Raw genomic sequence first — 20,553 nt, forward strand, 5'->3', positions numbered from 1 at the left:
CCGGGCCGGGGGCTCAGCCCAGGTCCGGTGCCTGCTGCCAGCGCGGACCGAATCCGGCCAGCCGGATGGTGCGTTCCTCATCGGTGTCTTCGAAGTCCGTGGCCGGTCCGGCTTCCGCCCCGCCGTCCGTCACGGGGCCGCCGCCGACGGCGCGGATGAGGGTGATCTCGAGCCGGCTGTCGGAGAGGTGCTCCACGAGTCCCCGGCCCCACTCGACCACGGTGACCGAGCGGTCCATTGAGGCTTCGAGGTCGATGTCGTCCACCTCTCCTTCGGAGCCCAGCCGGTACGCATCCACGTGGATGAGGTCAGGTCCGGTCCCGAGGTTCGGGTGTTCGCGGACCAGGACGAAGGTGGGCGAAATGATGCCCGGCCGCACCCCGAGCCCGGCGCCGAGCCCCTGGGTGAAGGTGGTTTTGCCGGCGCCCAGTTCGCCGGTCAGCAGCAGCAGGTCCCCGCGGCGCAGGACACGGCCGAGGCGTTCGGCGAGCGCCTGGGTCTCTTCGGCACCGTTGGTCCGGAATTCAGCTTCCCATGCAGGTTCCTGCGTCACTTGGCCTGTACCGCCTCTGCCTGTTCGCCTGCTGCAGCCGGCGCTCCGGGCGCGGCTTCCAACGCGATGGGCGGAGCGGGTGCGTCGTCGTCCGCGGCGCTGTCCACGTACACGCGCTGAACCCGGGCGCTGATCCGGGTGATGATCTCGTAATTGATACTCCCGGCCGCAGTCGCCCACTCATCGACGCTCGGCTGGCCCTCGCCGCCGAAGAGAACGACTTCCCGGCCCTCGAAGGAATCAGCAGTGCCGGCAATACCGGTTCGGTGCAGGTCAATCACCATCTGGTCCATGGCGATGCGTCCCACTACCGGGTACGTCTGTCCGTCCACCTGGACGGGTGCGCCGGTGGCAACCCGGGGGATGCCGTCGGCGTAGCCCAACGGGATCAGGGCCAGCGTGGTCGGCTCCTTGGTGCGGTAGTGCAGCCCGTAGGAGACGCCTTGGCCAGCCGGCACCTGCTTGCACGCAGCGATGGTGGTCTTCAGGCTCATGGCCGGGCGCAGTCCCAGCTCCGCGGAGGTCTGTCCGGCGAACGGTGACAGCCCGTACATGCCCAGCCCGATCCGGACCAGGTCAAAGTGGGCATCCGGGCGGGACAGCGCACCCGGGGTATTGGCGATGTGCCGTACTTCGCGGTCCACACCGGCGTCTTCGGCCACGGCGACGGCCTCGCGGAACTTCCGCAGCTGCTCATCGGTTTCCGGACGGTGGGGTTCGTCCGCGACGGCGAAATGGGAGAAGATCCCGACCACCCGCAGCAGGCCCTCCTCCTGGTAGGCCAGGGCCCTGCCCACGAAGGCTTCCCAGAGGTCCTCCGGGCAGCCGTTTCGACCCAGCCCCGTGTCTATCTTCAAGTGCACCCGTGCCGGCATTTCCAGTTCCCGGGCAGCCGTGACCACGGCGTCCAGGTCCCAGCCGGAGACCCCGAGATCCACGTTGGCCCGGATGGCTTCACCGAATTGGGCATCCCGCGTATGCAGCCAGGCAAGGACCGGTTCGGTGATGCCAGCGGCCCTAAGCGCCAGCGCTTCACTGATATGTGCCACGCCCAGCCAGGCCGCGCCGGCCTCGACTGCGGCACGCGCGGTCTCGACTGCGCCGTGCCCGTATGCGTCAGCCTTGACTACTGCCATAACGCGGGCGGGGCTGACCACATGGGCCAGATGGCGGACATTGTGCCGGATGGCAGCCAGGTCGATTACGGCAGCGCGTTCGGCCGGGGGCCGGAATTCAGGGTAGTTCACGTCCCTATTCTTTCACTCCCGTCCATGTCCAGGGTCCGGTGCATGATGTGCAGGCCGGTCAGTCCTTCGACAGGATGCCGGAACGCTTCGGGCACGGTGGCGAGGATCGAGAAGCCGAGGGACTGCCACAGCGCCACCGCCCGGGTGTTGGTTTCCACCACGGCGTTGAACTGCATTGAGCGGTAGCCGCGGCGTGCGGCCTCGGCGAGCACATGCTCGCCGAGTGCCCGCGCAACACCCTGACCGCTGAACTCCGAGGCGGTCATGAAGGAGGCGTTGGCTACGTGGCTGCCGTTGCCGGACTTGTTGGGGTGCAGCTGTCCGGTCCCGGCTACGGTGCCGTCCTTCAGGGCAACGAACACCACCGTGGGAGCAGGCTCCAGCCACAGCCGCCGGGCCTGCTCCTCGGTGGTGCCGGTGTCCCAGCAGTAAGTTTCTCCGGCACGCACGATGGGTTCCATCAGGGACCAGATGGCCGGCCAGTCACCGGGCCGGGCCTCCCGGATGGTCAGTGCACCCATTTACGCGTCGAGGGCTGCTGCCCACAGGTTGATCTGTGAATCGACAGCGTATTCGTCGATCCGGCGCAGCTCGTCCGCGGAGAACTCCAGGTTGTTCACGGCTGCCAGCGAGTCTTCCAGCTGCTTCACGCTTGAGGCGCCGATCAGCGCCGAGGTGATAGACGCACTGTCGGGCCGGCTGCGCAGTACCCAGGCGATGGCCATCTGGGCCAGGCTCTGGCCGCGGGATTCGGCAATGCTGTTGAGCCCCCGCACCCGTTCCAGGTTCTCCTCCGAGAGCTGGGACTGGTCCAGGGACTTTCCGGCAGCGGCGCGGGAGTCCTCCGGCACGCCGTTGAGGTATTTGTTGGTGAGCAGGCCCTGCGCCAGGGGCGAGAAGGCAATGGAACCTGCACCTACTTCATCCAGGGCTGCGAACAGATCCGGCTGGCCGTCTTCCACCCAGCGGTTCAGCATGGAGTAGGAGGGCTGGTGGATCAGCAGCGGGGTGCCCATCTCGCGGAGAATCCGTGCCGCCTCAATGGTCTTTTCCGGCGAGTAGGAGGAGATGCCTGCGTAGAGCGCCCGGCCGGACCGTACTGCCGTGTCCAGGGCCCCCATGGTTTCCTCCAGGGGCGTTTCGGGGTCCGGGCGGTGGCTGTAGAAGATGTCTACGTAGTCCAGGCCCATGCGCTCCAGTGACTGGTCCAGGGAGGAGAGCAGGTACTTGCGGGATCCCCAGTTCCCGTAGGGGCCCGGCCACATGTCATAGCCGGCCTTGCTGGAGATCACCAGCTCGTCGCGGTACGGACGGAAGTCGTCCCGGAAGTGCCTGCCGAAGTTGGTTTCGGCGGAGCCGTAGGGCGGGCCGTAGTTATTCGCCAGGTCAAAGTGGGTGACGCCAAGGTCGAAGGCCCGCCGCAGGATGGCGCGCTGGGTTTCAAAGGGCTTGTCATCGCCAAAGTTGTGCCACAGTCCCAGCGAGACCGCCGGGAGCTGGAGTCCGCTCTGTCCGACGCGTCGGTAGGGCATGGATTCGTATCGGTTGTCCGCAGCAACATAAGTCATGGGCACCATACTGCCACTGTTGCGGGGCTCACGTCTTCGTGCCCTTATCCGGCGGGAACCGGTTAATCGGCTGCAGCCGGCACCCGGCAGGAGTAGTCCCTGCGGATGCCGGCTGCAGCAAAACGCCGGTGTTGCCTAGCCGGCCAGGATGGCCGCACCGTATGCCGGCAGCTGCACGGCATCGTCGTAGAGCTCGACCGGCGCGGTTTCGAGCAGGACGTCTGCCTGCTTGCCGAACGGAAGCGGCACCTCGCGCGGGGTGTCGGCAAAGTTCAGCGCCACCGCCGTGGAACCGCGCTGCATAACCAGCCAGCGGCCCACTTCGTCATAGTCCACCCGGATGTTGCGCAGGTCCGGGTCCATCAGGTCGGGCGTTTCCCGGCGCAGCGTAAGGAGCCTGCGGTACAGGTCCAGCAGCCGGCCGTGATCGCCCTCTTCCACCTCGGACCAGTCCAGCTTCGAGTTGGTGAAGGTGGACGGATCCTGGGGGTTGGGAACCGTAGCCGGATCCCACCCCATCCGCTCGAATTCCTTCAGGCGGCCCTCTGCCGTGGCCTTCCCCAGTTCGGGTTCCGGATGGGATGTGAAGAACTGCCAGGGCGTGGAGGCCCCGAACTCTTCACCCATGAAGAGCATGGGAGTGAACGGCGAGGCCAGGCTCAGCACCGCGCCGAGGGCGAGCTGCTCGTACCCCAGCGCGGCGCTCAGCCGGTCGCCGGCCGCCCGGTTGCCGATCTGGTCGTGGTTCTGGATGGCGGTGACCAGCTGGCGTGCGGTCACCGCCTCCTTGTCCAGCGGACGTCCGTGACGGCGTTCCCGGAAGGAGGAGAACGTTCCGTTGTGGAAGAACCCTTCCTGCAGCACCTTCGCCAGTGCTTCGATCGAATCGAAGTCCTCGTAGTAGCCGCCGTTTTCACCCGTGAGGTTGGTATGGGCGGCATGGTGGAAGTCGTCGGACCACTGGCCGGCAAGGCCGTAGCCGTTGACGTTCCGCGGGGTGATGAGCCGGGGGTTGTTCAAATCCGACTCCGCAATGAGGAACAGCGGCTTCCCCAGGGCTTCGGCGCACTTGTCCGTGGCGGCTGCCATTTCTTCGAGGATGTGCACGGCGCGTTCGTCGTGCAGTGCGTGCACCGCATCCAGGCGCAGCCCGTCCACGTGGTAGTCGCGGAACCACATCAGGACGTTGTCCACAATGTACTCGCGGACGACGTCGGAGAGCGGACCGTCCAGGTTGACGGAGTCCCCCCAGGTGTTCGACTTCCCCTCGGTGAGGTAGGGGCCGAACATCGGCAGGTAATTGCCGCTGGGACCAAGGTGGTTGTAGACGACGTCCTGGATAACGCCGAGTCCGGCCTGGTGGGCCGCGTCCACGAACCGCTGGTAGGCCTCGGGCCCGCCGTAGGTTTCCTGCACGGCGTACCAGAGCACGCCGTCGTAACCCCAGTTGTGGGTTCCGTTGAAGGCATTGACCGGCAGGAGTTCGACAAAGCGCACACCCAGGTCCACCAGGTAGTCCAGCCGGCCGATTGCCGCGTCCAGCGTCCCTTCGGGGGTGAAGGTGCCCACGTGCATTTCGTAGATGGCGCCCCCGTCGAGCCCCGGGGAGACCCAGCCGTCGTCATGCCACTGGTACAGATCCGGGTCAAAGGTGCGCGAAAGGGCGTGCACGCCCTCGGGCTGCCGCCGGGACCGGGGGTCCGGCACGGGCGTCTCGGCGTCGTCTATCAGGTAGCCGTAGTCGATGTCCTCGGTGAGTTCGGCGTGCTGGACGTGCCACCAGCCGTTCTCGCCGCGGGTCATCGACAGGTGCCGGCCGTCGGCCAGCAGCGTAACGGTGCCGGCCTTGGGCGCCCACACGTCGAAGTCGGTCCTCATTTGCCGTCCTCCCGAACAAGCAGCGCCACCGGATAGGTGCCGAACAGATCCGCAGCTGCCAGCCGGCCGCCGCTTTCGTGCGTCTTCCCGGTGATCACGTCACGGTAGGTGCCCGGCGCCAGGACGACGGCGGTGTCCTGCCATCCGCCTCGACGCTGCAGTCCCAGCGGCAGACGGGTCACCAGGGTTACCGCTCCGCCGCGGTCGAACCCGAAGAGGTGTTCTGCCGAAGATCCTTCCACCGCCACGGGGACGTACCCCGTGAACAGCTCGGGCCGGCCGCGCTTAAGCTGCAGCGCACGGGTGGTGACGAGCAGCTTCGCTGCCGCGTCCTCGTCCAGGGCGGGGGCACCGGCGTCGGCGAACGACGCCGCTACCTCGCGCCGCCGGGCGAAGTCCACTTCGCGCCGGTTGTCCGGGTCCACCAGTGACCGGTCCCAGAATTCGGTGCCCTGGTAGACGTCCGGCACGCCGGGCATGGTCAGCTGCAGGAGCTTGGCGGAGAGCGAATTGCTGTACCCCGCCTCGCGGATGCGTTCGACCAGCGCAGTGATCACCGCGGTGACGTCCGGATTATCGAACGCCGCATCAATGGCTGCGTGCATGCGCTCTTCGAAGTCCGCGTTGGGAGCCGTCCAAGTGGTGCTGCTGGCTGCTTCCCGCGAGGCCTTCTCGGCGTAGGCGTGTGCGCGTTCCCGGCTCAGCGGCCAGGCCCCGACGAAGGTCTGCCAGAGCAGGTTCGCCATCGGCCCGTCATTCATCGGGACAAGGGCGTCGAGGCGCGTGAACGCTTCGCTCCACTCCTCCGGGATTTCCGCGAGCACGGAGATCCGGGCGCGGGTGTCCTCGCTGCGCTTGGTGTCGTGCGTGGTCAGGGCCGTCATGGCTGCAGGCTGTTCCAGCTGCCTGCGGAGCAGCCGGGTGTGCATTTCAAACGGCGATACGGCGAAGTGTGCCGGGTCAGCGCCAACCTCGTTGAGCGAGGTCAGGCGGGAGTAACGGTAGAACGCCGTATCCTCGACGCCCTTGGCCATCACCATGCCGGAGGTCTGCTGGAAACGCACCGCCAGCTCACCGAGGCTGGAAAGCGACACCGTCTCAGCGGAGTCTTCATTCAGCAGCGGGTTCAACAGCGGATGCAGGATGTCCAGCGCCGCCGCGAGATCCGGCCGGTGGACCTTGGCCGCGATGACGGCTTCGGTCAGGTGGTCGGCGCCTTCGGGCAGGTAGCTGCGGTAAACCGGGAAGCAGGCCAGCAGTTCCGCAATGGCATCTGCAGCCGTTTCCGGGTCCAGCCCGCTGTCCGCAGGGAGCAGGCGCACGAGGCGCTGCACTTCGGAGTGCAGCAGGCCGTCCGCAATGACCCGCTTGGTGCCGTGGATCATCTCTGCGTACGGTTCCATGGGCACCAGCGCAGTCAGCGTGTTGTTGCCCGCAGGGTCCGCGAACAGCCGGTCGATGTCGGCCAGCGCGTCGTAGCCGGTGGTGCCTTCGGTTTCCCAGTCCGTAGCGAGCTTTTCGCCCGGTTCCAGGATCTTTTCCACCAGGATGTACGCTCCGCCGGTGATCTCGCGCAGCCGGGCCAGGTAGCCCTTGGGATCGGCGAGTCCGTCCGGATGGTCGATGCGCAGGCCGTCCACGAGGCCTGCGTCGAACCAGCGCCGGATTTCGGCGTGTGCCTCGTCAAAGACCCACGGTTCTTCCACGCGGATCCCGGCCAGGGTGTTGACCCCGAAGAACCGGCGGTAGTTCAGCTCGTTGTCGGCCCGGCGCCAGTTCACCAGTTCGTAGGACTGGCGGGCGTACACGTCCTGCGCGCTGTCGCCTTCTGCTGCGGTGCCTTCGGCCACCGGGAAACGGTGGTCGTAGTAGTGCAGTTCATTGCCCGCCAGCTTAAGCTGCTCAAGCTCGTTTTCGCCGTCGCCCAGGACGGGCAGCCGCAGCTTCCCGTTCCCTGCGTCCCAGTCAATGTCGAAGGCTTCGGCGTACCGGGAGCCGCGGCCTTCCGCCAGGACGGACCACCACCACTTGTTCCGGTGCGGCGTGGCGATACCCATGTGGTTGGGCACAATGTCCACGAGCACGCCGAGGCCCGCCGCGTGGGCGGCGTCGGAGAGTGCCTTCAGCCCTTCCGGGCCGCCACGGGCGGGGTCGACCGTGGAGGGGTCGGTGACGTCATACCCATGGTCGGAGCCCACTTCGGCCGTGAGGATGGGAGAGAGGTACACCCAGTCCACACCAAGATCGGCCAGGTACGGAACCAGCTCCGCGGCGTCGAACAGGGTAAAGGACGGGCGGATCTGCAGTCGGTACGTGGAGAGGGGTGTCCTCATACTGCCGCCTCGGTGTTCTGGGCCGCCAGAGCCGCGAGGGACGCCGCCACGGAGTGGTCGTGCTCCTCTTCCGCTGCGTGCGCCCGCAGGACCACCATGGACTTGGCAGCCACGGTCAGCTGGCTGTCCGCGGCAACCGGCTCCGAGCCGGCATATTCGCCGGCAGTATCGATCACCGTGTCCCACATGGGGGCGTATTCCTTGGCCGGAAGGGTGACCTTCACGGCTTCGTCATGTGCGTTGAAGTACAGCAGGAAGTTCAGGTCGGTGATCCGCTGTCCGCGCGCGTCCTTGCCCGAGATCCCCTGTCCGTTGAGGAACACGCCCAGGGAACGGCTGACCGGGGTGTCCCAGTCATCCGGGGACATGGTGGTGCCGTCCTCGTTCAGCCAGACGATGTCCGGCAGCGCCTCGCCCTCGCCGCGCCGCACGGGGCGGCCGTCGAAGAACCGGCGCCGGCGGAACGTGGGGTGCTCGGCGCGCAGGGTATTGACCGCTGCGGTGAATTCCATCAGCGGTGCGTCCATGGTCTCCCAGTTGATCCAGCTCAGCTCGGAGTCCTGCGCGTAGGTGTTGTTGTTGCCCTGCTGGGTCCGGCCCAGCTCGTCGCCGTGGGCGATCATCGGAACGCCCTGGGAAAGCAGCAGGGTGGCGAGGAAGTTGCGCTGCTGGCGGGCACGCAGGGACAGGACCGCGGGATCATCCGTGGGACCCTCAACGCCGCAGTTCCAGGAGCGGTTGTGGGACTCGCCGTCGTTGTTGTCCTCGCCGTTGGCGTCGTTGTGCTTCTCGTTGTAGGACACCAGGTCCTGCAGCGTGAAGCCGTCGTGGGCGGTGACGAAGTTGATGGATGCCACCGGACGGCGGGCAGAGGACTCGTACAGGTCGGCCGAGCCGGTGATGCGGGACGCAAACTCGCCCAGCGTGGAGGGCTCTCCGCGCCAGAAGTCGCGGACGGTGTCGCGGTACTTGCCGTTCCACTCGGTCCACTGCGGCGGGAAGTTGCCCACCTGGTAGCCGCCGGGGCCAACGTCCCACGGCTCGGCGATCAGCTTGACCTGGGACACTACCGGGTCCTGCTGCACCAGTTCGAAGAAGGCGGAGAGGCGGTCCACGTCGTAGAACTCGCGGGCCAGCGTCGAGGCCAGGTCGAAGCGGAAACCGTCCACGTGCATTTCCGTGACCCAGTAGCGCAGTGAGTCCATCAGCAGCTGCAGGGAATGCGGGTTGCCGACATTGAGGGAGTTACCCGTGCCGGTGTAGTCCATGTAGTACTTCTTGTCGTCCTCCACCAGCCGGTAGTAGGACGCATTGTCGATGCCGCGGAAGGACAGAGTCGGGCCCATGTGGTTGCCCTCGGCCGTGTGGTTGTAGACCACGTCCAGGATCACTTCGATCCCGGCGAGGTGCAGCGCGCGCACCATGGCCTTGAATTCCTGTACCTGCTGGCCCTGGTCGCCGGTGGCGCTGTAGGTGTTGTGCGGGGCAAAGAAGCCGATGGTGTTGTAGCCCCAGTAGTTCGACAGCCCCTTTTCCTGCAGGGTCGAGTCGTTGACGAACTGGTGCACCGGCATCAGTTCGATGGCGGTGATCCCGAGCTTCTGCAGGTGCGCGATCACGGAAGGGTGGGCGACGCCGGCGTAGGTGCCGCGCTGGTCCTCGGGTACGTCAGGGTGCAGCTCGGTCAGGCCCTTGACGTGGGCCTCGTAGATCACTGACTGGTGGTACGGGACCTTCGGCTTGCGGTCGCCGTCCCAGTCGAAGAAGGGATTGATGACGACGCCCATCATCATGTGCGGGGCGGAGTCCTCGTCGTTGCGCGAATGCTCGTCGCCGAAGTTGTAACCGAACAGTGCCTGGTCCCAGTCGATCTGCCCGGCAACAGCCTTGGCGTAGGGATCCAGCAGCAGCTTGTTCGGGTTGCACCGGTTGCCGTTCTCCGGATCGTTCGGCCCGTCCACGCGGTAACCGTACTTCTGCCCCGGCATGACCTGCGGCAGGTAGCAGTGCCAGACATACCCGTCGACCTCGGTCAGGCGGACCTGGTGCTCCGTTCCGTCCTCATCGAACAGGCACAGGAATACGGAATCTGCCACCTCGCTGTAGAGAGCGAAGTTGGTGCCGTTTCCGTCGTAGGTTGCGCCCAGCGGATAGGCATCTCCCGGCCAAACTTCCATGTAGTGCTCCTGACTAGTTCCCTGACAACACGTAATTGATATGTCTACTTACTTTTTTACCCCAAACTTGGAGCTTACTTGAATTCGTCAGCTTCCCCGTTGGGTGGATTCCGCCACCAGCGACCGGATCTGTGATTCCAGCAGGGACGGCTGGACCGGCCCGTCGAGGGCTGCAAGTGCGCCGGCACGGCCGTGGAGATGGGCGGCAGCCGCCGCCAGGCGGGCATAGTGTCCCGGTTCCCGTTCATCGGCCGGAGTCCGGTCCGTCGCCAAGAGAGCGCCGAGGATGCCGGCGAGTGTGTCTCCGCTTCCCGCCGTCGCCAGCCACGGCGTTGCTTCGGCCTGGCTGTACAGTTCGCCGGTGGGAGCCGCCGCCAGCGTGGCCCAGCCCTTGAGGAGGACCGTCGCCCCCGTAAGCCGGGCGGCGAGGCGGGCGTAGCGGATGGGATCGGCTTCGATTTCGGCCCGCGATGCCTCCTCGCCCAGGGAACGCAGCAGCGCGGTGAGTTCGCCTGCGTGCGGGGTGAGCACAACGCCGGGGTGCAGCCCGGTGCGGACCGCGGCGATCGCGTCGGCGTCGATCACCGCGGGCAGCCCGGAAGCCATGGCGTCGCCGGCCCGGCGGCGCTGGTCATCGTCGTTGCCTGCACCGGGTCCGGCAACCCAGGCCTGGACATGGGTGTCTCCAACGGTCCCTGAGCCGCAGACCGCCTCGGGGTGCGCCAGATTGATCAGCCGGGCGACGGCGTCGGGCCCCAGGTAACGGACCATGCCGACGCCGGTGGCGAGGGCGGCGCCCGTGGCCATCAGCGCGGCTCCGGGGTAAGTGTCCGAGCCCGCGGCAATGCCGAGCACCCCGCGGCTGTACTTGTGGTCCGCGGACGTGGGAACCGGCAGGAGCCCGGCCAGGTCTTTCGCCTGCAGGCGGTAGGCGGACGGGGCTCCCAGATGCGGGCCCAGCCCGATGTCGATGCAGTGGATTTCCCCGGCCGCCGCGGCACCCGGGCCGGCGAGCAGCCCGGTCTTGACGGCCCCGAAGGTCACGGTGAGGTCCGCCCGCAGGCAGGTTCCCTCCACCTGGCCGGAGTCGGCGTCGACGCCGCTGGGGAGGTCGCAGGCCACGACCAGCGGGCCCTGCCCCTGCAGCCGTGCCGCGTTCAGTGTCTCTGCGACTAGGCGGACGGGGCCGCGGAGTCCGCCGCTGCCGCCGGTGCCCAGGACGCCGTCGATTACGGTATCGGCCGCGGCTGCGGCCTCGGCGAGGGCTGCGGCGTTGGACTCTGTGAGTGCCAGGACCTTTCCGCCCTGTGCCCGGAACGCTGCCAGCGCCTCGGGGTGCGCTGCGTGGGAGGTAAGCACCGCCGTCGTCGCTGCTCCGCGCCGGGCCAGCCGGGCGGCGGCATAAAGCGCGTCTCCCCCGTTGTTGCCGCTGCCGGCGAGGACGGTCACCGCGGCCCCGTAGAAGCGGCCGCGGCGGGCTGCCAGCCGGCCCGCCGTCGCCGCGTACAGCCCGTAGGCTGCGCGCTGCATCAGTTCCCCGCCCCGGCCTTCGGCCAGCAGCGGGGCTTCGGCCCGGCGGACCGCGGTGCCGGTGTACGCACTGATCATGCGCTTTGTCCTAGCCTTCGGCGATGACCATTGCAGTAGCCATGTTGCCGTCATGGCTTAGGGAAAGGTGCCAGGTCTGCACGCCCTTGCCCTCCGCCACGGCAGCCACGGTTCCGTCGATCTGCAGCAGCGGCGCTCCGGCGGGATCCAGCAGGACCTGGCAGTGCTGCCAGTTCATGCCGGCCGGGGCGCCCAGGGCCTTGGCCACGGCTTCCTTCGCCGCGAACCGTGCAGCCAGTGAACGCAGGTTCAGCTCCCGTTCCGCCGGTGCGAACAGCCGGGCCCGGAGCCCGGGCGTGCGCTCCAGCTGGCGGCCGAACCGCGGCACGTCCACTACATCGACGCCGATTCCGATAATCACCGAAGGACGCTCCTTATTCGACCGTGACGGACTTGGCCAGGTTGCGCGGCTGGTCCACGTCGAAGCCCTTAGCCGATGCCAGCTCGCAGGCGAAGATCTGCAGCGGCACGGTGGTCAGCAGCGGTGCCAGCAGCGTCGGGGTTTCCGGCACGTAGAAGATGTGCTCGGCGTAGGCCTTGACGGCGTCGTCGCCTTCTTCGGCGATCACGATCGTCTTGGCGCCGCGGGCCCGGATCTCCTGGATGTTGGAAACCACCTTGGCGTGCAGTGAATCCCGGCCGCGGGGCGACGGGACAACCACGAACACGGGCTGGCCTTCCTCGATCAGGGCAATCGGGCCGTGCTTGAGCTCGCCGGCAGCGAACCCTTCGGCGTGGATGTAGGCCAGCTCCTTGAGCTTCAGGGCGCCTTCCATTGCCACCGGGAAGCCGACGTGGCGGCCGAGGAAGAGCACCGAGCCGGCATCCTTCATCAGCTGTGCCAGTTCCTTGATCTGCCCGGAGTTGTCCAGCACCTGCTGGATCTTGTCCGGCACCTTGCCAAGGTCCGCAAGGATGTCCTTGATCTCGCCCTGGAACTTGTTGCCGCGGATCTGCGCCAGGTACAGGCCGAGCAGGTATGCGGCGGTGATCTGTGCCAGGAACGCCTTCGTGGAGGCAACGGCGATTTCCGGTCCGGCGTGCGTGTAGAGGACTGCGTCCGACTCGCGGGGGATGGTGGAGCCGTTGGTGTTGCAGATGGCCAGGACCTTTGCGCCCTGTTCCTTGGCGTAACGCACTGCCATCAGCGTGTCCATGGTCTCGCCCGACTGGGAAATGGCCACGACCAGCGTGTTCGAGTCGACAATGGGATCGCGGTAGCGGAACTCATGGCTGAGCTCCACCTCGACCGGCAGCCGGCACCAGTGCTCGATGGCGTACTTGGCCACCTGTCCGGCGTACGCGGAGGTTCCGCAGGCCAGGACCATGATCTTGTTGACGTTCTTAAGCTCCTCGGGGCTGACGCGCAGCTCATCGAGGGTGAGTCGTCCGTCGATGTCCGACCGGCCCAGGAGGGTGTCCCCCACAGCCTGCGGCTGGTCGTTGATTTCCTTCTCCATGAAGGAGTCGTAACCGCCCTTTTCGGCGGCGGCTGCATCCCAGTTCACGTAGAACTCAGTGCCTTCGGCGACTTCCCCGAAGAAGTCGGTGATCAGGACCGAGTCAGGAGTGATGGTTACCACCTGGTCCTGGCCCAGTTCGACGGCGCGGCGGGTGAAGTCGATAAAGCCGGAAACGTCCGAGCCCAGGAAGTTCTCGCCTTCGCCCAGTCCGACGACGAGCGGGGAGTTGCGGCGGGCGGCAACCACGGTGCCGGGCGAATCGGTATGGACGGCCAGCAGGGTGAACGCACCCTCGAGCTGCTGGCAGGCGAGCTGCATGGACTTTGCCAGGTCCGCGTTGCCGTCGCCGCGGTAGATGGAGGCCAGCAGCGCTGCGGCCACCTCGGTGTCGGTTTCGGAAACAAACTCCGCACCGGCGTCCAGCAGTTCGGCCTTCAGCTCGGCGAAGTTCTCGATAATGCCGTTGTGGATCACGGCGAGGCGTCCGTTGTCCGCCAGATGGGGATGGGCGTTCTCGTCGGTCGGGCCGCCGTGCGTGGCCCAGCGGGTGTGCCCGATACCGGTGGTGGCCGGGGTCAGCGGAGCTGCCTCCAGCTCGGCCACCAGATTGGCCAGCTTGCCTGACTTCTTGCGGTATTCGATACCCAAGGGCGTGAGTACTGCAACGCCGGCCGAATCATAGCCCCGGTATTCCAGCCGCCGAAGGCCTTCCATTACTACGTCGAGAGCCCCGTGCCCGCCTGCGCTAATACCTGCAATGACGTCCGGGCGGCCTGCATATCCAATAATTCCACACATAGCACTAAGCGTACCGGCCCGCGGACAGGATACCGAAAGCATGGTGTCCTTCAGCCTGTTGCGCCGTCGTTGCGCGGTTCGGGCCGTTTGGGTTTGCCTGCTGTTCAGGGCAGAATTCCTAAGGTGACCGAACGCCATGTTAAGTCCTCCGCGGCCCAGCCGCCCGAGAGCAGTTTCACTCCCTTCGTCGAACTGGACCGCAAAACCTGGTCGCGGCTGTCACATGAGATACGCTCCCCGCTCAACCAGGAGGACATCCTCCGGCTGCGCGGCGTCGGCGACCAGCTGAACCTTGATGAGATCAGGGAGGTCTACCTCCCGCTCTCCCGGCTGCTGAACCTGTATGTGGCTGCCGCAGGCCGCCTGCACAGTGCCACCACCACATTCCTTGGCGAGAAGACCACCCGCACCCCGTTCGTGATCGGTGTGGCCGGCTCCGTGGCTGTGGGCAAATCCACCACCGCCCGGGTCCTGCGTGAAATGCTGCGCCGCTGGCCGGATACCCCGAACGTGGAACTGATCACCACGGACGGTTTCCTGTACCCCAACGCAGAGCTGGAACGCCGCGGGCTGATGCAGCGCAAGGGCTTCCCGGAATCCTATGACCGACGCCGGCTGCTGCGCTTTGTCAGCGAGGTCAAGAGCGGTGCCGAGGAGGTCCGGGCGCCGAAGTATTCGCACCTGACGTACGACATTGTCCCCGGCGAGGAGATAGTGGTCCGCCGGCCGGACGTGCTCATTGTCGAGGGGCTGAATGTCCTGGCTCCGGCCCGGACGCGCGCCGACGGGCGTTCCGGACTCGCCCTGAGCGATTTCTTCGATTTCTCGATTTACGTGGACGCCCGCACCTCCTACATCGAGGAATGGTACGTCCAGCGTTTCCAGTCGCTGCGCACCGGGGCCTTCGCTGACCCGGCATCCTACTTCCACCGCTACGCGGACCTGACGGACGAAGAGGCCCGGGCTACTGCCCTGGACATCTGGCGGCGGATCAACGAGCCGAACCTCACCACCAACGTGCTGCCCACGAGGGGCCGCGCCCAGCTGGTGCTGACGAAGGACGCGGACCACTCCGTGCGGCGGATGCTTCTGCGCAAGACCTAGGCCGGCGCGGGACCCTGCCCCGCGCCGGTGCAGTACTGCTAGACCGCCGCGCCGGCGCCTGCGTTGAGGGCCAGATGGGTTTCAACCGTTTCGGCGAGCCGCCGTGCGGTGTCGGCTGCCGTCTGCATGTCCGCGGCCTCAACCATGACCCGCACCACCGGTTCGGTGCCCGAGGGCCGGAGCAGCACGCGCCCCGTTTCGCCCAGTGCCTGTCCTGCCTGCTGGACCGCGAGCCGTACCGGCTCGTTGGTCTCGACGGCGGACTTGTCCACGCCCTTGACGTTAATGAGCACCTGCGGGAGTTTCTGCATAACGCCGGCCAGCTGCTTCAGGGTCCGGCCGGTGCGCGCCACCTGGGCTGCCAGCTGCAGGCCGGTGAGGACGCCGTCTCCGGTGGTCGCGTATTCGGAGAAGATGACGTGCCCGGACTGTTCCCCGCCGAGGCTGTAGCCGCCGCGGCGCATCCCTTCGAGCACGTACCGGTCCCCCACGCCGGTTTCGATGAGCTCGATGCCGGCCTCGCGAAGGGCGAGCTTCAGGCCGAGGTTGCTCATGACCGTAGCCACCAGCGCATTTTCCTTGAGCTTGCCGGCTTCCTTCATGGCAACGGCCATGATCGCCATGATCTGGTCACCGTCCACCACGGTGCCTTCGTGGTCCACGGCAAGGCAGCGGTCGGCGTCGCCGTCGTGGGCGATGCCCAGGTCGGCGCCGTGCGCCACAACAGCTGCCTGCAGCTGCTCCAGGTGGGTTGAGCCGTAGCCCTCGTTGATGTTGAGGCCGTCCGGCTCGGCACCGATGACCACTACTTCGGCACCGGCGTCGGCGAAGACCTGGGGTGAACAGCCGCTTGCCGCCCCGTGCGCGCAGTCCAGGACCACCTTCAGGCCCTCGATGCGGTTGGGCAGGGTTTGCAGCAGGTGGACCACATACCGGTCCTCGGCATCGGCGAAGCGGTGGATCCGCCCCACCTCGCTTCCGGTGGGACGCATGCTGGGAAGTGCCATTTCGGCCTCAATGGCGTCCTCGACGGCGTCATCCAGCTTCTGCCCGCCGCGGGCCAGGAACTTGATGCCGTTGTCGGGGGCAGCGTTGTGGGAGGCGGAGATGACAACGCCGAAATCTGCGCCAAGGTCGGCAACCAGGTACGCCGCGGCCGGGGTCGGCAGCACTCCGGCGTCGTAGACATCAACGCCGGAGCTGGCGAGTCCGGCCTCCATGGCGGCGGAGATAAAGTCACCGCTGATGCGCGGGTCCCGGGCAACCACAGCGACCGGACGACGGCCCTGTTCCACCCGGCGATGGCCCAGCACCACTGCTGCGGCCTGGGCGAGTCCGAGGGCAACTTCGGCGGTGATCAGCCCGTTCGCCAGCCCACGGACGCCGTCCGTTCCAAACAATCTAGTCATTACGTATCCTCAAGCAGGTTGTAGCCACAGCGGGAGCCGCTCACGGGCAACTTACTGGCCCATTCTGCCACCGGTGCCCCCTTGTCTCCGAAACGGGAAACACGAAAGTGTGCGCCAGTCGGGCAAATACCCCGGGCAGATGTGGTCAATCCGACGTCCGGCGGGCGCATTAACGCCAAAAGGCAGCCGCCGTGGCGACTGCCTTTTGGTAGAACCTCACGCTCTTCAGCGCTTCTGCCCACAAGCCCCGATCCGGCGCTTGTGGAGCCAAGCGCCAATTCAGCGCGAGGGTCCCTTCGTGCAGTCGCTCCAGCGACTGCACGAAGGGAAGCGCTGAATTAGCGCTTGGAGTACTGAGGTGCCTTACGGGCCTTCTTGAGACCGGCCTTCTTACGCTCGATGACGCGGGCGTCACGAGTCAGGAAGCCTGCCTTCTTCAGGGCGGGGCGGTTGTTCTCGCGGTCGATCTCGTTCAGCGAGCGGGCAACGCCCAGACGCAGCGCGCCGGCCTGGCCGGAGGGGCCGCCGCCGTGGATGCGTGCGATGACGTCGTATGCGCCTTCGAGGTCAAGAAGCTTGAACGGCTCGTTGACTTCCTGCTGGTGCAGCTTGTTCGGGAAGTAATCCTCGAGCTCGCGGTCGTTGACGATCCACTTGCCGGTACCCGGGACGAGGCGCACGCGGGCAATAGCCTGCTTGCGGCGTCCGACGGCGGAGCCGGGGACGGTCAGGGCGGGGCGTTCCTTGACATCGGCCTGAACCGAGTCAGAGGATTCCGAGGTGTAGCTCGAAAGCTCCTCGGTGTTTTCATTCAGCTCTTCAGTGTTCTGAGCCACGATTCTCCTTGAATTAATTTCTTAGTTGGCGGGCCAGAACTACTGGGCGACCTGGTTGATTTCGTAGGTCTTGGGCTGCTGAGCGGCGTGCGGGTGCTCGGCACCGCGGTAAACCTTCAGCTTGCTGATCTGATCAGCAGCCAGGGAGTTCTTGGGCAGCATGCCGCGGATGGCCTTCTCAACTGCACGTACCGGGTTCTGCTCCAGCAGTTCGGCGTAGTTGACGGAGGACAGACCGCCCGGGTAACCCGAGTGGCGGTAGGCACGCTTCTGTTCGAGCTTGGCGCCGGTCAGGGCAACCTTCTCGGCGTTGATGATGATGACGAAATCGCCCATGTCCATGTGGGGAGCAAAGGTCGGCTTGTGCTTTCCGCGCAGCAGTGTTGCGGTCTGGCTGGCAAGACGGCCTAGGACAACGTCGGTGGCGTCAATGACGTGCCACTGGCGGTTGATGTCGCCGGGCTTCGGGGTGTACGTACGCACGGTGTTTGCCTTCGTTTCTTCTTCTTAGGTGGCGCGCCGCCCATGGATGCCATGGACAGTGCAGCTTCTCTATGCGTTACCGGATGGTCAGGTGAGGACTGAATTAACCAGTGGTCCTGAGATCTCGGCTATTTCCCCGGGGCCAGGTGGCTCTGCAACTGAGCCGCTCCCGTGGGCATAGGCCTATCGAGGTAGGACACGCACAACGACTATAAACAATAGCCTGCTTGCGTAGTCAGGTCAAAAGCTGTCCCCGCGTTATGGATCCAGCGCCGGATATTGGATTTGTCCCTATTTTAGGACCGGAACCCGCAGATCGGCTATTCGCGCTGCGCGCGGGTCAGCTCGGCCCGCCGGGCCAGCTCCGACTCCGCCGGATAGCGGACTTCCTCCAGCACCAGCGGGTGCGGCGGGGCCAGGAGGGACTTCGAGTCCCGGATCCGCGCGAACATGCGTTCGGCAAGCCATTGGGGGCGCCGCTCCCCCGAGCCGACCAGCAGTGAACCGCCCACCAGGGAGCGGACCATGTTGTGGCAGAAGGCATCGGCCTGGATGTGCGTGGTGATGATTCCGTCCCCGCCGCGGTGGAAGCTGAATTCAAGGAGTTCGCGGGTGGTGGTGGAGCCGGTCCGCGGTTTGCAGAAGGAGAGGAAGTCCCGGATCCCCAGCACGCCGGCTGCGGCTTCATTCATGCGGTCGGTGTCCAGGGGCGCCTTGAACCGCAGAGTGGTATGCCGGGTCAGCGGGTCCCGGTTTTCGGGAAGGTCGCAGATGCGGTAGCTGTACCGCCGCCAGAGGGCCGAGAAACGGGCATCGAACCCGGCCGGAGCCGGGACGGCCGACAGCACTTCCACGGCCCCGCCGAGGGCGTCGATGGCGCGCCGCTGGAGGCCGGCTTCCCGCGCCGCCATAGTCAGTTCCTTGTTCAGCACCCCGTGCAGCCTGCGCCGCAGGGAGACGCCCGGATCCAGGTCCCGCCCCCTGGCCAGCCCGTACCACTCGGCGGCGGTGAGGTCGAAGTGCACCACCTGCCCGCGGGCGTGGACACCGGCGTCGGTCCGCCCCGCCACTGTCATCCGGACCGGACGGCGCAGCAGGACCGCCAACGCATCTTCCACCAGGCCCTGAACGGTCCGCAGACCCGGCTGGGCGGCCCAGCCGGAGAAGGACGCACCGTCATACGCGAGGTCCATCCGGACGCGGAAAGGCCCGCCATCCATTTCGGGGACGGCGGGCCTTTCAATAGTCATAGCACCCATATTAAGGGCACCGGGACCTCAGCGAAGAATTACTTCTTTTCTTCGGTCTCTTCGACAGCCTCATCAGCGGAGTCGGCAGACTCGGCAGAATCAGCGGACTCAGCGGAATCGGCAGATTCAGCCGACTCGGCGGAATCGGCAGATTCAACGGCAGGCGCCGGAGCGGCTGCAGCGGCAGCGGTGCTGGCTTCAGCCACAACCGACTGCTTGGCAGAAAGCGGTTCCAGAACCAGCTCGATGACAGCCATGGGAGCGTTGTCGCCCTTGCGGTTGCCGATCTTGGTGATACGGGTGTAGCCGCCGTCGCGCTTCTCGACTGCCGGAGCAATGTCGGTGAAGAGCTCGTGGACGATGCCCTTGTCGGAGATCAGGGCCAGGACGCGACGGCGGGAGGACAGGTCCCCGCGCTTTGCGAACGTGATCAGGCGCTCTGCGTAGGGACGCAGACGCTTGGCCTTGGTCACCGTGGTGGTGATCTGCTTGTGCTCGAACAGCTGCGCGGCAAGGTTGGCCAGCATCAGTCGCTGGTGTGCCGGGCTGCCTCCGAGGCGCTTACCCTTGGTGGGTGTAGGCATTACATTTTCTCCTCAAACGGTGCCGTGCGGTGCTCAGTAGCCCGAACGGCAAGAATTTGCTTCAGTTAGAGCTCGTCGTCCGAGTACTCGGACTCGTCCTCTTCAATAGCTGCGGCACGGGCGGCCAGGTCGAACCCGGGAGGGGAATCCTTCAGGGACAGACCCAGTTCAACCAGCTTTGCCTTCACCTCGTCGATGGACTTCGCGCCGAAGTTGCGGATGTCCATCAGGTCAGCCTCGGAGCGGGCTACGAGTTCACCCACGGTGTGGATGCCTTCGCGCTTGAGGCAGTTGTACGAACGCACGGTCAGCTCGAGGTCTTCGATCGGCAGTGCCATGTCGGCTGCCAGCGCGGCATCCGTGGGGCTCGGACCGATTTCGATACCTTCAGCGGCGGTGTTGAGTTCACGTGCCAGGCCGAACAGCTCAACCAGGGTGGTACCGGCAGAGGCGACAGCGTCGCGCGGTGCAATGGCATCCTTGGTTTCAACGTCAACGATCAGGCGATCGAAGTCGGTGCGCTGCTCAACACGGGTGGCCTCCACGCGGAAGGTCACCTTCAGGACCGGCGAGTAGATGGAGTCGACCGGGATACGGCCGATTTCCTGGTCACCGGACTTGTTCTGGCTGGCCGACACGTAGCCGCGGCCGCGCTCGATGGTCAGTTCGAGTTCGAACTTGCCCTTCGAGTTCAGCGTGGCGATGTGCAGGTCGGGGTTGTGGAACTCCACGCCGGCCGGCGGAGCGATGTCCGCAGCCGTAACCACGCCGGGGCCCTGCTTGCGCAGGTAAGCCACAACGGGTTCGTCGTGCTCGGAGGAAACCGAGAGGTTCTTGACGTTCAGGATGATCTCAGTGACATCTTCCTTGACGCCGGGAACCGTCGTGAACTCGTGCAGCACGCCCTCGATGCGGATGCTGGTTACAGCGGCACCGGGAATGGAGGACAGCAGGGTACGACGGAGGGAGTTACCAAGGGTGTAACCGAAACCCGGCTCCAGGGGTTCAATGATGAACCGTGAGCGGTTGTCGGCTACGACTTCTTCGGTGAGGGTGGGGCGCTGTGCAATGAGCACTTGCATTTCCTTTCAGCGAGCATCCGCTATATGACGCAACACAAATGGTGGAAACGACGACGACGGGTCTTCCGCGGGCGTCTTGGACGGCTAACAGCCAGCCCGGGACCGGCGCCCTCCGGCGGGGGGGCCCCCCGTGGTATTTGGGTGGCCCCCCGGGGGACACCCCCCCCCCCGGCGGGGATA

17 protein-coding genes are annotated in these 20,553 nt (G+C 66.1%); 1 reads left to right on the forward strand and 16 read right to left on the reverse strand.

What is annotated here, in order from left to right:
- Positions 1–13: 13 nt before the first annotated feature.
- From tsaE to glmS, 10 genes are all read right to left on the reverse strand, one after another.
- Positions 14–553 (reverse strand): tRNA (adenosine(37)-N6)-threonylcarbamoyltransferase complex ATPase subunit type 1 TsaE, encoded by a 540-nt coding sequence (gene tsaE, locus LOC56_RS01780; protein WP_229949927.1) that lies wholly within the window; start codon positions 551–553, stop codon positions 14–16.
- The gene (gene alr, locus LOC56_RS01785) at positions 550–1,800 is read right to left on the reverse strand and encodes an alanine racemase (RefSeq protein ID WP_229949930.1); all 1,251 of its coding nucleotides are present in this window, start codon (positions 1,798–1,800) and stop codon (positions 550–552) included. Before alr ends, tsaE begins: the two co-directional genes overlap by 4 nt.
- Positions 1,797–2,321 carry a GNAT family N-acetyltransferase gene (locus LOC56_RS01790; protein ID WP_229949932.1) on the reverse strand — a complete coding sequence of 175 codons (525 nt, stop codon included), beginning with the start codon at positions 2,319–2,321 and terminating at the stop codon, positions 1,797–1,799. The genes alr and LOC56_RS01790 overlap by 4 nt, the downstream gene beginning before the upstream one ends.
- On the reverse strand, positions 2,322–3,368 hold the full coding sequence (mgrA, locus tag LOC56_RS01795) for an L-glyceraldehyde 3-phosphate reductase (protein WP_229949933.1): 1,047 nt from the start codon (positions 3,366–3,368) through the stop codon (positions 2,322–2,324). It abuts the gene before it with no gap.
- A gap of 135 nt (positions 3,369–3,503) precedes the next feature.
- On the reverse strand, positions 3,504–5,246 hold the full coding sequence (treZ, locus tag LOC56_RS01800) for a malto-oligosyltrehalose trehalohydrolase (RefSeq protein WP_229949935.1): 1,743 nt from the start codon (positions 5,244–5,246) through the stop codon (positions 3,504–3,506).
- The gene (gene treY, locus LOC56_RS01805) at positions 5,243–7,579 is read right to left on the reverse strand and encodes a malto-oligosyltrehalose synthase (RefSeq protein WP_229949937.1); all 2,337 of its coding nucleotides are present in this window, start codon (positions 7,577–7,579) and stop codon (positions 5,243–5,245) included. The genes treZ and treY overlap by 4 nt, the downstream gene beginning before the upstream one ends.
- Complete coding sequence (gene glgX, locus LOC56_RS01810) at positions 7,576–9,756, reverse strand: glycogen debranching protein GlgX (protein WP_229949939.1); 2,181 nt, start codon at positions 9,754–9,756, stop codon at positions 7,576–7,578. Before glgX ends, treY begins: the two co-directional genes overlap by 4 nt.
- Positions 9,757–9,843: 87 nt before the next feature.
- Complete coding sequence (locus LOC56_RS01815) at positions 9,844–11,364, reverse strand: NAD(P)H-hydrate epimerase (RefSeq protein WP_229949941.1); 1,521 nt, start codon at positions 11,362–11,364, stop codon at positions 9,844–9,846.
- A gap of 10 nt (positions 11,365–11,374) precedes the next feature.
- On the reverse strand, positions 11,375–11,725 hold the full coding sequence (locus LOC56_RS01820; protein WP_229949943.1) for a holo-ACP synthase: 351 nt from the start codon (positions 11,723–11,725) through the stop codon (positions 11,375–11,377).
- 13 nt (positions 11,726–11,738) lie between these two features.
- Positions 11,739–13,625 (reverse strand): glutamine--fructose-6-phosphate transaminase (isomerizing), encoded by a 1,887-nt coding sequence (gene glmS, locus LOC56_RS01825; protein ID WP_229949945.1) that lies wholly within the window; start codon positions 13,623–13,625, stop codon positions 11,739–11,741.
- 123 nt (positions 13,626–13,748) lie between these two features.
- Here glmS and coaA point away from each other — a divergent pair, with 123 nt between their 5' ends.
- Positions 13,749–14,729: a type I pantothenate kinase gene (gene coaA, locus LOC56_RS01830; protein WP_229949947.1), complete on the forward strand. Its 981-nt coding sequence runs from the start codon at positions 13,749–13,751 to the stop codon at positions 14,727–14,729.
- 38 nt (positions 14,730–14,767) lie between these two features.
- On the opposite strand, the gene glmM is transcribed toward coaA, so the two are convergent.
- From glmM to LOC56_RS01860, 6 genes are all read right to left on the reverse strand, one after another.
- Positions 14,768–16,138 (reverse strand): phosphoglucosamine mutase, encoded by a 1,371-nt coding sequence (gene glmM, locus LOC56_RS01835; RefSeq protein ID WP_229949949.1) that lies wholly within the window; start codon positions 16,136–16,138, stop codon positions 14,768–14,770.
- A gap of 338 nt (positions 16,139–16,476) precedes the next feature.
- Positions 16,477–16,974 (reverse strand): 30S ribosomal protein S9, encoded by a 498-nt coding sequence (rpsI, locus tag LOC56_RS01840; protein ID WP_227918696.1) that lies wholly within the window; start codon positions 16,972–16,974, stop codon positions 16,477–16,479.
- Between the two features lie 39 nt (positions 16,975–17,013).
- Entirely contained in the window at positions 17,014–17,457 is a 444-nt protein-coding gene (rplM, locus tag LOC56_RS01845; protein ID WP_227918698.1) for a 50S ribosomal protein L13, read from the reverse strand.
- Between the two features lie 320 nt (positions 17,458–17,777).
- The gene (locus LOC56_RS01850) at positions 17,778–18,707 is read right to left on the reverse strand and encodes a tRNA pseudouridine synthase A (protein WP_229949950.1); all 930 of its coding nucleotides are present in this window, start codon (positions 18,705–18,707) and stop codon (positions 17,778–17,780) included.
- 38 nt (positions 18,708–18,745) lie between these two features.
- Entirely contained in the window at positions 18,746–19,291 is a 546-nt protein-coding gene (rplQ, locus tag LOC56_RS01855) for a 50S ribosomal protein L17 (RefSeq protein WP_229949952.1), read from the reverse strand.
- Positions 19,292–19,356: 65 nt separating this feature from the next.
- Complete coding sequence (locus LOC56_RS01860; protein WP_146361126.1) at positions 19,357–20,367, reverse strand: DNA-directed RNA polymerase subunit alpha; 1,011 nt, start codon at positions 20,365–20,367, stop codon at positions 19,357–19,359.
- Between the last annotated feature and the right edge of the window lie 186 nt (positions 20,368–20,553).

The organism is Arthrobacter sp. zg-Y179 (assembly GCF_020907345.1).
Lineage (GTDB): Bacteria > Actinomycetota > Actinomycetes > Actinomycetales > Micrococcaceae > Arthrobacter_B > Arthrobacter_B jinronghuae.